The organism is Aequorivita viscosa (assembly GCF_900106795.1).
GTDB classification, from domain to species: Bacteria; Bacteroidota; Bacteroidia; order Flavobacteriales; family Flavobacteriaceae; genus Aequorivita; species Aequorivita viscosa.
Window position 1 is genome coordinate 1 of the sequence record NZ_FNNS01000040.1, and the last position, 14,179, is coordinate 14,179.

At 36.4% G+C, this 14,179-nt stretch carries 14 protein-coding genes and 2 tRNA genes; 7 read left to right on the forward strand and 9 right to left on the reverse strand.

From position 1 onward, the window contains the following. A partial coding sequence (locus BLW28_RS14985; RefSeq protein WP_244885853.1) for a transposase occupies window positions 1-226 on the forward strand: 226 nt, incomplete at its 5' end. 198 nt (window positions 227-424) lie between these two features. On the opposite strand, the gene BLW28_RS14990 is transcribed toward BLW28_RS14985, so the two are convergent. Then, a tRNA-Val gene (locus tag BLW28_RS14990) sits at window positions 425-499 on the reverse strand. Between the two features lie 319 nt (window positions 500-818). Here BLW28_RS14990 and BLW28_RS14995 point away from each other — a divergent pair. Then, window positions 819-893 (forward strand) — tRNA-Val (locus BLW28_RS14995). A 162-nt stretch (window positions 894-1,055) separates the two neighbouring features. Here BLW28_RS14995 and pyk read toward each other — a convergent pair. The 5 genes from pyk to BLW28_RS15020 all read right to left on the reverse strand — a co-directional run bounded on the left by pyk (window position 1,056) and on the right by BLW28_RS15020 (window position 5,431). Then, window positions 1,056-2,486, reverse strand: coding sequence for a pyruvate kinase (pyk, locus tag BLW28_RS15000; protein WP_073222167.1), 1,431 nt, complete (start codon window positions 2,484-2,486; stop codon window positions 1,056-1,058). After that, the gene (locus BLW28_RS15005; protein ID WP_073222166.1) at window positions 2,486-2,977 is read right to left on the reverse strand and encodes an IPExxxVDY family protein; all 492 of its coding nucleotides are present in this window, start codon (window positions 2,975-2,977) and stop codon (window positions 2,486-2,488) included. Before BLW28_RS15005 ends, pyk begins: the two co-directional genes overlap by 1 nt. Window positions 2,978-3,182: 205 nt before the next feature. Continuing rightward, window positions 3,183-3,926: a ribonuclease III gene (rnc, locus tag BLW28_RS15010; RefSeq protein WP_073222164.1), complete on the reverse strand. Its 744-nt coding sequence runs from the start codon at window positions 3,924-3,926 to the stop codon at window positions 3,183-3,185. Window positions 3,927-3,934: 8 nt separating this feature from the next. Next, window positions 3,935-5,188, reverse strand: a complete 1,254-nt coding sequence (fabF, locus tag BLW28_RS15015) for a beta-ketoacyl-ACP synthase II (RefSeq protein ID WP_073222162.1) — start codon at window positions 5,186-5,188, stop codon at window positions 3,935-3,937. Window positions 5,189-5,197: 9 nt separating this feature from the next. Next, complete coding sequence (locus BLW28_RS15020) at window positions 5,198-5,431, reverse strand: acyl carrier protein (protein ID WP_073222159.1); 234 nt, start codon at window positions 5,429-5,431, stop codon at window positions 5,198-5,200. Between the two features lie 353 nt (window positions 5,432-5,784). Here BLW28_RS15020 and purN point away from each other — a divergent pair, with 353 nt between their 5' ends. The 4 genes from purN (at window position 5,785) to BLW28_RS15045 (ending at window position 10,592) form a co-directional block, all read left to right on the forward strand. Next, window positions 5,785-6,384 carry a phosphoribosylglycinamide formyltransferase gene (gene purN / locus BLW28_RS15025; RefSeq protein ID WP_073222156.1) on the forward strand — a complete coding sequence of 200 codons (600 nt, stop codon included), beginning with the start codon at window positions 5,785-5,787 and terminating at the stop codon, window positions 6,382-6,384. 92 nt (window positions 6,385-6,476) lie between these two features. Next, window positions 6,477-7,106, forward strand: a complete 630-nt coding sequence (locus BLW28_RS15030; protein ID WP_073222153.1) for a ribonuclease H1 domain-containing protein — start codon at window positions 6,477-6,479, stop codon at window positions 7,104-7,106. 606 nt (window positions 7,107-7,712) lie between these two features. Further along, window positions 7,713-8,636, forward strand: coding sequence for a PfkB family carbohydrate kinase (locus BLW28_RS15040; RefSeq protein ID WP_073222149.1), 924 nt, complete (start codon window positions 7,713-7,715; stop codon window positions 8,634-8,636). A gap of 57 nt (window positions 8,637-8,693) precedes the next feature. Next, entirely contained in the window at window positions 8,694-10,592 is a 1,899-nt protein-coding gene (locus BLW28_RS15045) for an amidophosphoribosyltransferase (RefSeq protein ID WP_073222145.1), read from the forward strand. Between the two features lie 51 nt (window positions 10,593-10,643). Here the strand turns inward: BLW28_RS15045 and BLW28_RS16175 are convergent, their stop codons facing one another. Both BLW28_RS16175 and BLW28_RS15055 read right to left on the reverse strand, forming a co-directional pair. Next, complete coding sequence (locus BLW28_RS16175) at window positions 10,644-10,949, reverse strand: DUF805 domain-containing protein (RefSeq protein ID WP_073222142.1); 306 nt, start codon at window positions 10,947-10,949, stop codon at window positions 10,644-10,646. A gap of 211 nt (window positions 10,950-11,160) precedes the next feature. Further along, entirely contained in the window at window positions 11,161-11,931 is a 771-nt protein-coding gene (locus BLW28_RS15055; protein WP_234946509.1) for a LuxR C-terminal-related transcriptional regulator, read from the reverse strand. Between the two features lie 240 nt (window positions 11,932-12,171). Here BLW28_RS15055 and BLW28_RS15060 point away from each other — a divergent pair, with 240 nt between their 5' ends. Continuing rightward, the gene (locus BLW28_RS15060; RefSeq protein WP_073222139.1) at window positions 12,172-13,371 is read left to right on the forward strand and encodes a hypothetical protein; all 1,200 of its coding nucleotides are present in this window, start codon (window positions 12,172-12,174) and stop codon (window positions 13,369-13,371) included. A gap of 577 nt (window positions 13,372-13,948) precedes the next feature. Here BLW28_RS15060 and BLW28_RS15065 read toward each other — a convergent pair. Beyond that, a partial coding sequence (locus BLW28_RS15065; RefSeq protein ID WP_143036914.1) for an integrase core domain-containing protein occupies window positions 13,949-14,179 on the reverse strand: 231 nt, incomplete at its 5' end.

Here is a 14,179-nt window from a genome sequence, read left to right on the forward strand (position 1 = left end):
AAAGGCTTACAAATTATGCCAGAACCTATCTTGGATATTTAATAACACAAAAGATAAGACATCCGCACTCATACGCTTGGCAAAATGGTATGAAAAAGTAAGACAGGCGACCTTTAAAAGCTTCAATACTATCGCCAGAACAATGTCAATACATTATATGAACATATTAAACTACTTTGATAATCGAAGTACTAATGCTTCAGCAGAATATTCAACGCTAAAATAAAAGCATTCAGAGCACAATTTAGAGGGGTAAGGAACGTAGATTTTTTCCTATTTAGACTAACAACAATTTTTGCATAATCCTGAAATCCCACAACTTTTGGACTTGATCCTGGATGTGCAGCAAATTGTTGACTATTATATACAAAAAGAAAAAAGCCGAAATCTACTGTGTAAAGTATTTTTCGGCTTTTAAAATCTGTGGGCGATGAGGGGTTCGAACCCCCGACCCCCTCGGTGTAAACGAGGTGCTCTGAACCAGCTGAGCTAATCGCCCTTCGTGTTAGCGGTTGCAAATATAGTTTAGTTTTTAATACCTGCAAACATTTATTAAAAATATTTGATGAAAAAATGAAATTTTATTGAGCCTATAGATTTTACCACAGTGCATTTAATAGCAATTTAATTTGTAATAAATTAATAGCGATAGGCTTGGGATAATAAAAGGCTGATGATTCGCGGTATTCTTTAGGATATGTGTTGTTAAAATCCTGCATATAAGTTCAGATTATGGGTCTTTTTCTTTTTCTAGAAATAACTTAAAGCCCATTGTTTGTTTTGCCTAGCGGAATTCGTATTTTCGTTCTTTATTTCACGGGCCATTAACTCAGTTGGTTTAGAGTGTCACGTCGACAACGTGGAAGTCGTTGGTTCGAATCCAACATGGCCCACAATCTTCAGCAGGTTATCTTTAACACTAGGTTGTTCAAGTTGATACAAACTTTTCGTTTTGAAAATCAATTTCAATAAACATTAAAAAAGCCTGAAAGAATCATTTGTTAAACTCTTTCAGGCCAGTATTTTACGTAAACTGAATTTTTATAACTGCCAAATTACTTTACTTGTGAAACTCTAAGGGTATTTACCATTCCTTTATCTACAATAGGCATAGCAGCGAGGTTGATTAGGTAATCGCCTTTATGAACATATCCTTTTTCAAAAGCAATTTGGTTTACGTCTTCAACTGTTTCATCTGTGCTTACATATTTGTCGTAAAAGAAAGCTTTAACACCCCATAACAAGTTTAAACGGGCAAGAATGCGTTTGTTTGAAGTAAAGGCTAAAATGAACGCTGATGGGCGCCAAGCCGAAATCTGAAAAGCCGTATAACCACTATTTGTTAACGTGCAAATTGCTTGGGCTTCAATTTCATTTGCCATATTGGCGGCGTGATAGCAGATAGATTTAGTGATGTATCTATTGGTTTTAACTTGTGGCGGTTCTTGTGGAACACGTATTAATTCTGAAGTTTCAACGCTCTTTAAAATTCTTGTCATTGTTTTTATTACGGAAACGGGATAATTTCCGACGGAAGTTTCGGCTGAAAGCATAACCGCATCGGCTCCGTCCATTACAGAATTGGCAACATCATTAACCTCTGCTCTGGTTGGAGTTAATGAGGTTATCATTGTTTCCATCATTTGTGTTGCAATAATTACCGGAATTCGAGCGCGTTTGGCAGTAAGTACCAATTCTTTTTGAATTAACGGAACTTCTTCTGCGGGAACTTCTACACCTAAATCTCCACGGGCAACCATAATACCATCACAATAAGCAATAATATTATCGATATTACGAACGGCTTCCGGTTTTTCTATTTTCGCTATAATTGGAATTTTATATTCCGAATGCGCTTCAATTAAGGCTTGTAAACCTTTTAAATCTTCTGAATGCCGTACAAATGAAAGCGCCAACCAATCAACTTGTTGTTCAATGGCAAAAATTGCGTCTTCTTTGTCTTTTGTTGTTAATGCTGGTAGAGAGATATCTGTATTTGGCAAATTCACTCCTTTTTTTGAGCGTAACGGTCCTCCTTGAACTACCATTACTTTTACTTCGTCAACTTTGTTGGTTTCCAGAATTTCGAAAATCAGTTTTCCGTCGTCTAGCAACACGCGCTCTCCTACATTTACATCTTTTGGGAAGTTGTCGTAATTCATATACACTTTTTCCCTAGTTCCTTCAAATTCATTTCCTGTGCAAAAGGAAAGTACATCGCCAGGCTGAACGATTACTTCTTCCTTCATCATTCCTACTCGAAGTTTTGGGCCTTGAAGATCGCCCAAAATCGCCACGTGCATATCTAATTCCTCAGAAAGGCTTCGGATGGTCGCTATTGATTCTTTTACAACATCATAATTGGCGTGTGAAAAGTTAATTCTAAACATATCTACACCTTCCAACATCATGAATTTCAGGATTTCCCTAGAGGAAGTCGCAGGGCCAAGGGTGGCTACTATTTTTGTTCTTTTTTGATTAAACATTAATCGAAAATTAAGTTGTTTTTAGATTTTATATCGTTCATATCAAGCGTATATGCTGAAATGACTTGTTTTATTTCGTTTATTTCTGAAATTATTTGTCGTAATGAAAAGGCTTCAAAATCTGAATAAATTTTCAGAATGTAATCTACTTTTTTGTATTCTGGAAGCAGATAATGAGTTTTTTCTTTTTCGGAAACTCCTGTGTCAAACAAACCTAAAGGGCTATGTAGTGATAGATTCTCGAAACGACATTTATTGGCAACTAATTGGTAACTGCTGTATTTCTGCGTATCTTCAAAATCGTATATTGGATAGGTTACAATTAAACCATTATTTGAAAAATCGAGATCTGAAGACCTTCTTTTTAATTTCGTACCCAGTTGGGAATTTAATAAATATGCCACCTTGTATTCTTCTTCACTGCAATGAATAGCAACTAGCGCAAAGGGTTCGTCCATTTCCTCATCAAGAACAAGTTTAAGGTTGGCCATATTAACTATTTTTGAGAATTGTTCCTAGAAATTAGAAGGGTCCAGAAATACGGCTAAAAAAGCTATTTAAGTGGCCACATTCCCACTACTTACAAAAATACGGAAGTAATAGATTAAGTCCTTAGAAAACATCTTAATTATTCCCTAATTTATTAAGTGTGAAGGTAAGTAGGTTTTTATAAGCTAATTTTTAATTTTCCGCTTATTAGTGCTTTGGGGTATCTATTTTATTTTGAAGCTTGTAGTACGCTCGTTTAGCAGCCTGTTCTTCGGCTTTTTTCTTTGAAGTGGCGCGCGCTTTAGCTACAATTTCTTTGTCGAGTTTTAATCGGACAGCAAAATGTTTAAGTTCATCTTTACCATTGTCTTCATAAACTTCAAAATGAAATTCTTTTTTGTTTTTTTGACACCATTCAATGAAAAGGCTTTTATAGCTAATTACCTTTCCTTCGAGCTTTTTAATATCTACGTAAGGCTTAATAACCCGTTTTTGAATAAATTTTTCACAGTATTTTATTCCGCGATCTAGGTAAATAGCGCCCACTAATGCTTCAAATACATTGCCGTTAATATTCCCGCTAAATTGTTGTTTCGGTACGCTAGATTTTACCAATTTCACTAGGTTTAAGTCTCTTCCTAGTTCATTTAAATGCTCGCGACTAACCACTTTGCTTCTCATTTTGGTTAGATAGCCTTCATTTCCTTCTGGTACTTTTTTATAGAGATGTGCGGCTATTACGGCCCCTAACATAGCATCTCCTAAAAACTCTAAACGCTCATAGTTTTGAGGTTGGCCGTTTTGGTTTTTTTCGTTTGTAGATCTATGAGTGAATGCAGTTTCGTATAACGATAGGTTTTTCGGCTTAAACCCCAATATTTTCTTTAGGGAATCGAAAAACTCCCCATTCCTGTCGTGACGGGATGAAAATATATTTTTAATAGATGGCATTAATAGATTTAGGCATCAAGTTTTTTAAAGAGCACGCAAGCATTGTGCCCTCCAAACCCGAAAGTATTGCTCATAGCTACATTTACCTCGCGTTTTTGAGCTTTGTTAAGGGTAAGGTTTAGAGATTGATCTATGTTTTCGTCAACGGTAGTGTGGTTAATCGTTGGAGGTACAATCCCGTGTTTCATTGTTAATATTGAAGCAATTGCCTCAATAGCTCCTGCGGCACCAAGGAGATGCCCAGTCATTGATTTTGTTGAATTGATATTAATGTCTTTGGCATGTTTGCCAAAAACACTTACAATAGCCTTCAATTCGGCTACATCGCCAAGTGGGGTAGAAGTACCGTGCGTATTTATTGCATCTACATCTTCTGGCTTTAAATTTGCGTCGTTAAGGCAGTTTAGCATTACGCGTTCAACTCCTCTTCCTTCCGGATGTGGGGCAGTCATATGGTGCGCATCGCTGCTCATTCCACCACCTACAATTTCTGCATAAATTTTAGCGCCTCGCTTTTTTGCGTGTTCGTATTCTTCAAGAACAAGAGCCCCAGCTCCTTCACCTAATACAAATCCATCTCTGGTTGCATCAAATGGCCGGGATGCTGTTTCTGGACTTTCGTTTAAGGTTGATAACGCGTGCATTGCGTTAAAACCTCCCATTCCAGCTATAGTTACTGCTGCTTCGCTTCCTCCTGTAACAATAATATCACAAGTGCCTAGTCTAATATAGTTGAACGCATCGATAATTGCATTTGCTGAAGACGCACAGGCAGAAACAGTTGTGTAATTTGGCCCCATAAAACCGTGTTTTATGGAAATGTTTGCAGGCGCAATATCTGCAATCATTTTTGGAATGAAGAAGGGGTTGAAACGCGGAGTTCCATCCCCTTCGGCATAATTAATCATTTCATCTTGGAAAGTTTCGAGACCGCCTATTCCAGCACCCCAAATGACACCTACTCTAAATTTATCCACATCAATAAAGTCTATTCCCGCATCGAGAATAGCTTCATCGGATGATACAAGTGCGTATTGAGCAAACCGATCTAGCTTTCGAGCCTCTTTTCTGTCAAAATGATCTAATGCGTTAAAATTCTTCAATTCACAAGCGAATTTCGTTTTGAACTTTTCAGTATCAAAATAGGTTATGGGCGCACAGCCACTTTTCCCATTAACTAGACTGTCCCAATATTCTTGTATATTGTTGCCTATAGGAGTAAGAGCACCAAGGCCTGTAACTACAACTCGCTTTAATTTCATTGGAGATACTTATTTTGCAGCTTCTATATAAGTAATTGCTTGACCAACTGTAGCAATATTTTCTGCTTGGTCATCTGGTATTTGAATATCGAATTCTTTTTCAAATTCCATTATAAGCTCTACCGTATCCAAGGAGTCTGCTCCTAAGTCGTTAGTGAAGCTTGCTTCGTTTACGACTTCATTTTCGTCTACACCTAATTTGTCTACGATAATCGCTTTTACTCGTGATGCAATGTCTGACATAATCTTGATTTTTAAATTTAATTATAATTGGCAAAAATAAAATATTTTAATTGAAAACACCATTTAATGTTTAAAATGTAGGTTATACGTCTGTAAAAACCTCATTTTGAAACTGTAGCAGCGGAATGGAACGTTAAAATAAAAGCCGCAAACCCATAATTACAATCATATCGTTACTTTTTCATCTGTTCTTATCTGCTTGAAACGACGAAACCAATTTAAACAATTTTAGCGAAGTAAAGACCGATTGCGTTACTTTTGTATATTATTTAAGTTTTGCTGAACGCTAAATCAACTCTGTAGTGGTTCGTAAACTTTGAATTTTATAATAATACCTTCTTTAATAATAGCACGTGAATTTAAATAAACCTAATAATAACGTAAAGAAACGGATTGTCATTTTTGCTTCAGGAAATGGAACAAATGCTGAAAATATCATTAAGCACTTTCAGCAAACGGATTTCGCAGAAGTAGTTTTAGTGCTGTCAAACAAGCAAAATGCGAAAGTGTTAGAAAGAGCAAAAAGCCTGAACGTCGATGCTATTTCGTTCACTAAAGAAGAATTGACTTCAGAAGATGGAATATTGCGCAGTTTGAGAAAAGTATCGCCAGATCTAATTGTTTTAGCTGGATTTTTACTAAAGTTTCCAGAGCATATAATTGCTGAATTTCCGAATAAGATTATAAACATTCATCCAGCGTTGTTGCCGAAATACGGTGGTAAAGGAATGTACGGGAGTGCGGTTCACGAAGCAGTTGTGAATAACAAAGAAACGGAAACAGGAATAAGCATTCATTATATTAATGAGCATTATGATGAGGGAGCTATCATTACCCAAAAAACTGTTCAGCTCTCAAAAACCGATACATCTGAAACTTGTGCAGCCAAAGTACATCAATTAGAGTACGAATGGTTTCCGAAAGTAATTGAGGAAATTTTAAAAAAATCCTAGTTAAAAATTTAAGATTATCAAAGGGGTAATCAGTTGAGGGCAGAATCAATTAAAATTTGAAAGGACAGGACGAAACCCCAGTCTTTATAAGTATGGCAAAGCAAAAGTATTATGTAGTTTGGTTCGGGAATCCGGCTGGAATATTCGACAGTTGGGCTGAATGTAAACGCTCCATTCAAGGAGTGAAGGGTGCGCAATACAAGAGCTTTGAGACTTTTGCCGAAGCCAAAAAGGCCTACAATAAAGAATATGCCGATTACAAGGGGAAAACTGTAAAGAAAACACTTTCAAAAGAACAGCTTCAGAAAATTGGCGAACCTAATTTATATTCTATTGCCGTAGACGCTGCTTCAAGCGGGAATCCGGGGAAAATGGAATATCGCGGAGTAGATACACAAACCCACAAACAACTGTTTCACCAAGGGCCCTTTCAACAAGGAACTAATAATATTGGGGAGTTTTTGGCACTGGTTCACGGCTTAGCTTTTCTGAAAAAAAATAACAGTGATCGCATTATTTATACCGATTCAAGAATTGCAATGGGATGGGTAAAACGGAAAAAGTGTAACACCAAACTTAAGGTCAATACCAAAAATAAAACGCTTTTTGAATTAGTGGCAAGAGCCGAAAACTGGCTTAAGGAAAACACCTATACCACAAAAATTGTAAAGTGGGAGACTAAAGCGTGGGGAGAGATTCCTGCAGATTTTGGACGGAAATAAAATCTCTCTTGTTTCTAAAATGAGAACTCTTAAATGGTTGAAAAAGTCAATTTAATCTATAATTTATCTTTTTAAACCATATTTATCTTTCGACTCTTGGAGACTGATTCGTAACCACAACATGCACCCGCTTTGATTTCCGACTTTGATTTCTCAAGTAAATCCTTTATTATTTTCACCTCAAGTTCGTTGTATTCATAAGGATAAAGATATTTTGAAAGTAACTTAACTTCTTCACTCGTAAAACGCTTCTCCTTTATCTTCTTATAGAAAAATTTATAGAAAAATCCTCGATTTATATTCAGCAATTCTAAGAAAAATTGTGATTTATAGCGGCTGTTTTAATTCCCTCTCCTAACTCACCTGCCAAACGGTTGTATTTATCTATATTTTTAACTGTATTTATAACTAAGGAATTGCTGTTCTTATATGTGAAAAATGTGGTGTTTTTAATTCGATGCCTTGTGTGTTATGATTAAAGCAGAGAGTGAATAACTCCATATTTTCAGCGCAAAATAAACCTTTCAATTCTCTTTCCTAAGTTGTTAAATGCCCTTCATTTATTAATAATTTGATTAAATTTGCACCTCATTTCAAAACTCTAATATGAGCAAACTCGTGATTGTTGGCACTGTTGCCTTTGATGCTATTGAAACTCCTTTCGGAAAAACTGATAAAATTCTCGGTGGTGCCGCTACTTATATCGGCTTGGCCGCTTCTCAATTTAAAGTTGATGGCGCTATAGTTTCTATCGTAGGCGGTGATTTCCCAAAAGAAAATTTAGAAATGCTTCAAAGCAAAAAAATGGATATTTCGGGATTGGAAGTCGTGGAAGAAGGAAAAACATTCTTTTGGAGTGGAAAATATCATAACGATATGAATACACGCGACACCCTAATAACAGACCTGAATGTTCTAGCCGACTTTAATCCACAAGTTCCAGAAGATTATAAAAATGCCGAAGTTGTGATGTTAGGAAACCTGCATCCACTCGTCCAACTTGGTGTAATCGAGCAAATGAATTCGCCAAAATTGATTGTTCTTGATACGATGAATTTCTGGATGGATAGCGCACTCGAAGACTTAATGAAGGTAATTGCCAAGGTTGATGTTGTTACAATTAACGATGAGGAAGCTAGACAACTTTCGGGGGAATACTCGCTTGTAAAAGCTGCACAGAAAATAATGGAAATGGGACCCGACTACGTAGTTATTAAAAAAGGAGAGCACGGTGCTTTGCTTTTTGGTGATGACGATGTGTTTTTTGCTCCGGCAATGCCATTACGCGAAGTTTTTGACCCAACAGGCGCTGGCGATACGTTTGCGGGTGGCTTCACAGGCTATTTAGCAAAAACGGGGGATTATAGCTATAACAATATGAAAAATGCCGTTATTAACGGTTCGGCTTTAGCTTCCTTCTGTGTTGAGAAGTTTGGTCCAGAAAGATTACTGAACCTTACAAATACAGAGGTGCATCAGCGCATTCAACAGTTTAAGAGTCTGACACAATTTGATATTAAATTAACTTAAAATACGCGCCCTGAAACTTTCAGGGCGTTTTTTGTACATATATAGTTCCAAAAAATTATGAGCGACGCGTTAAAACACGAATGTGGAATTGCCTTGGTAAGACTGTTAAAGCCTTTGGAATACTACAAAGAGAAATATGGTACTGCATTCTATGGAGTGAACAAAATGTACCTAATGATGGAGAAGCAGCACAACCGTGGACAAGATGGAGCGGGCTTAGCGAGTATAAAGCTAGACGTTTCTCCTGGGGAGCGATATATAAGCAGAATTCGTTCTAATGACCCGCAGCCTATTCAAGATATTTTTGCGCAAATAAATGAACGCATCAACCTTGAATTTAAAAACCATCCTGAATATAAAAGTGATGTTGCCGCTCAAAAGAAAAACATTCCCTATATAGGCGAATTGCTTCTTGGTCATGTTCGTTACGGGACTTTTGGTCAAAATAGTGTTGAAAATGTACACCCTTTTCTTCGTCAAAACAATTGGATGCACCGCAACCTTATAATTGCGGGAAATTTTAATATGACCAATACCAATGAGCTTTTTGACAATCTTATAAAATTGGGAATGCATCCCAAAGAAAAAGCAGATACCGTTACCGTAATGGAACGAATTGGCCATTTCTTGGATGATGCTGTTAGTAAATTATATAAAAAAGCAAAGGCAAAAGGCTTAAACAAACAAGAAGCCTCACCGTTTATAGCTGAAAATTTGAAACTCGCTAAAATACTACGTAAATCGGCTTCCAATTGGGATGGTGGGTATGCAATGGCTGGACTTTTGGGTCACGGAGATGCTTTTGTTCTAAGAGATCCTGCCGGAATTAGACCTGCGTATTATTATAAAGATGATGAAATTGTTGTGGTTGCTTCCGAAAGACCTGCTATTCAAACATCATTTAATGTTCCTTTTGATGAAGTTAAGGAGTTAGAACCCGGTCATGCATTAATTATTAAAAAAGATGGGAATGCAAAAACCTCCCAAATTATTGCGCCTTTAGAGCGTCGTTCTTGTTCTTTTGAACGCATCTATTTTTCTAGAGGAAATGATGCCGAAATATATCAAGAACGAAAAATGCTCGGGAAATTGGTGATGCCGAAAGTCCTTGATGCAATAGATTTTGACACTGAAAATTCGGTATTCTCCTTTATACCAAATACAGCCGAAACATCGTTTTACGGAATGTTAGATGCTGCCCAAGACGAACTGAACAAACAGAAAAACGAAGCCATAATCAAGGAGCGAAAAACCTTAACCTTAGATCGCTTACATCAAATACAGGCCCATAAAATCCGAACAGAAAAAATCGCGGTGAAGGACGTAAAGCTTCGAACGTTTATTACAGACGATAACAGCCGGGATGATTTGGTTGCGCACGTATATGATGTTACTTATGGCGTTGTAAAACCCAATGATAACCTAGTTATTATAGATGATAGCATCGTTCGAGGAACAACTTTGAAGAAAAGTATTTTGAAAATGCTTGACCGATTGCATCCAAAACAAATTGTAGTGGTTTCTTCAGCGCCTCAAATTCGATATCCAGATTGTTACGGAATTGACATGGCTCGTTTAGAAGATTTAGTAGCATTTCAAGCAGCCTTACAACTTCATAAAGACCAAGGAACGGAAGCGGTTATTGAAGAAATATACCATAAGTGTAAAGAGCAGGTATCGCTGGAAGATGCTGTGGTAATAAATCACGTTAAACAGCTTTATGCACCTTTTACAGATGAACAGATTTCTGATAAAATAGCTGAAATAATCGGCGACAACGGAATTCAAGCAAAGGTGAAAATTATTTTTCAATCCGTGGATGACTTACATAAGGCCTGCCCGAAAAACCTTGGAGATTGGTATTTTACAGGAAACTACCCTACCGCAGGAGGAAATCGTGTTGTAAACCGCGCTTACATTAATTTTTATGAAGGTAATGCAGAGCGTGCGTATTGAAATTAAAGAAGTTTAAATACTCTACATTTAATATGGTAGCTCCATTTTGTTTTAGTAACGTTCTTTTTTCTTTGGAAAACAAGCTAATACTAAATTAACAAAAGGGATTAAAAACAACCATTTTGTTATACCTGCATCATTTAATCTTCGAAAGCCTAACGCAATGAAAGGTAATAATGTAATTATCAGAAATATTTCTCTAAGTGTGTGGTAGCCGGTTAAACCTCTGATTATTCCAATAAATATTGATACAATTATATTTATTAAAAAAAACAGCCAAAATTCTTTTAAAGAGGATTTACCATTGAAATCAAAAATATATTTGAAAGGTTTTATGTAATAGTTTAACAACTTCATGGTTTAAAAAGTTTAATAATGATGTTTACAGCATCTGTAATAATCATATTTTTACTTCTCGTGGTTAGTGATTCAAGGGTTGATTTTTTGTTCAAATATGCAGAAATTAACTAAATATCTTCATCCGAATAACTTTTTTGGGCATAGGTTTTTTTATTTATTTCTTTTCAAAGGTAAAAGTTTTGGGTGTTGGAGAGGTAAGCACGCTGCATCAAATCATTCCGAGTTTAATCGATTTAGCTATTAATTCTGCGGTATTACATACTTGCATTTTTGCCAAAAGATTCTTCCGGTGTGTATCAACTGTCAATTTACTGATATTTAAAAGCGTCGCTGTTTGGGTGCTGTTTCTACCATTCAATAGGCTTAGGAGTATTTCGCTTTCTCGTTTGGTAAATTGTAATTGAGATGTTTTAAAAACTTTCTTAACATTCATATTATGATAGGAAAGTTCGCCATTTAGGCCGATAAACGATAGCGAAGGCTTTAAGGCGCTGGAATCTGCCGCTTTTATATGTGAAATATCGGTATGCACGCCTAATGTGCGAACAATTGCACCTTTTTTATCGTAATCGATGGTTAGTACTTGTTGAAGCATTCTAATGTATTCGCCATTATTCTTTCTAATTCTGTAATCGTAGCTTACCTTATAGTTTGCGATTTGGTTGTTGTGTAAAGTCTTAAAGAACTCATTCACCTTGTATTCAAAATTTAGGAACCACGGTTTGTCATCAGGATGAATTTTATCAATTAAGAACTCCACATCCAAAGCTTTAGGGGCGTATCCTAATACTTCATTTATCTCTGGGCTTACAAACTCGAAGCTGATGTTTTTTACGTTAAAAATATAGTAGTAGTACGAACCGATATGAAAAGCATTAAAAAGCTTATGATACACCGACATATCCACTACGCCTTCAATAGAATTTTTGGAAAGTGAATGCCATATTTGGCTTGCTTTTTCATAAAATGAATCTTCCATAACCCTTAATTATAGTACACAAAATCAGCGATTTGAAAATTGAAATTGACTGCGCTCTATCTTTGTGTTATTCGTAGAAATTTACCAATAAATTGGTGTTTCCTAGCTTAATTAAGAGAATTATTTTTACTAATATATTTTCTTTTTCAATTCTTTTAAGGTCTTAAAATCGGTTTCAATTAAATATTAAAACTGCAAGGCATAGCAACTAACTGATCAATAATTTAAAACTAGTAACTTATGAAACTATCAAATCTATTTGTCTTATTAATTTTTGCAAGTCTCACGCTTTTTTCTTGCAAAAAGGATGATGCCCCAGCTTCCGATAATCTTGTGAAAGACTACGAAGGTACTTTTTCTGTAGCAATGACTACAACGGGGATTACCAATTCTTTGGATGGATTACTTAAAACAAGCTCCGACAAAACATACAGTCTTACACTTCCTTCTGGAGTACTGAGAGGAACTATTGAAACTACAGCCAATTCTCTTACTCTGAGGGTAACTCAAAACGACGGACTTTTTAAGGATTGTATCGATTTAGGCGGTAGTATCTCTGACACCTCAACAGGGTATGATCTCTCAATTTCTGGCACCTATACCTATGGTGTTCCTATTACGGTTAGTGGAGCTGTTGTTACTGTGGGTGCTTTTGACCAAGCGTATCGCGATAGCAAAACACATTCTAGTGTGTACGTAACACATGATGAAAGCTGTCTTGCCACTATTACGATAAACGGCACGACCTTAAGCCCGCTCAATAACTTTTATACGCTAGGGGGATTTTGCAATCCAATGTATGATTTATTGCTAAACCTGCATCGAGATGTAGATGGACAACAATCTGCCTTATCTTATCAAACCCTTCGCTTAAAGGGTTTAGATGGAAATTATTTTATTGATGAAGATTGCAATACTGCTTTTTTTGCATTACCAAAAAACACAGAGTATACCTATACTGCAGAATGGTCTAATGGCGAAATTACCACAGGCACATTTACCTCTCCAGATGGTGCCTTACAAATGGCGCTATGTATTGAAAACGATGGAGCAGAATGCACTACAGGAGAGGACGGAAATCTTTCTGGAGCAGATGGCAGCCCACGCTTTAATCTTGCTTGGGGCGGCACGAATGTGTATTTGGAACTGATAGTAACAGATCCATTTGGTAACATAATTGATTTAGACACACGAAATTCGCCCACTGGTGGTGTTATGGATGTTATTTGTGATAGCAGCTGCCCCGACGGAAGCTCTCGAAATGTGTTATGGCGAAATGGAGGGCCTGCGGGTGTCTACACGTATACAGTAATTAGTTATGAGTCTTCTCAAGTTGTGTCTTTGAAAATGGTAGCGCGCGACAATGGGGCTACAGTTTCTGAAACAAATAGCAGAATAAATCCTGGTGAAACGCTTACATATAGATATACCAAAAACTAAATATCCAGACTATTTTTTAAAGTGAGAATTAGCCGAGGTCATTTTTTAAATATAAAAATGACCTTTTTCATTGAAAACAAGGGTTGGTTTTTAGAAAGAATAGGAGCTACATGTAAACAAACCATCCTATTGTAAGACCTTCCAAATTCGTGTATTACTTGTTGGGGAAATTCTATAAAAATTGAATTTTGCGAGACTAGCAAAAAAGTTCTTTTATTGAATTTTATGTTTGTTTTAATAACAATCAAAATGAATATGAAAACAATTTTTTCTCAGCCTTCTATGATCGTTATCTTAAGAATCAGTAAAATCCAAAATAAGAAACAAGACCGTACCGCCCGTGTCACGATACGAAACAAGCCTGGCCGTCGTCGAGTTGGGAGGTAACACAGGTTATAAAGTATTGAAAAGGTGTTATTTAGGATTTGGAAGCTAGAAAACGTGAAATATTTCGGTTTTGATGCGCAACAAAATTGTAAGCTTCCCCTATTTAGAACTGTTAGTTTTTCCAAATATATAATTTTTTACGTTTTAAAATAGAATGGCTTTCTCTTCATATTGTTTCTTTAAAGCCATTTTATTTTAAAATGAGCCTAGCGGCAGCGACACGTTTGTTTTCAGCATATTTTACTGGTGGTATTTTCCCTAAGCTATCGTGTGGTCTTTTATGGTTATAATCATCCATCCAAATTTGAGTTTGTTCACGCACTTGGTGTAGGTCTTCAAAAATATATTTGTTTAGAACCCCACGCCTATATGAGCCGTTGAAACGTTCTATAAATGCATTTTGGGTTGGTTTTCCTGGTTG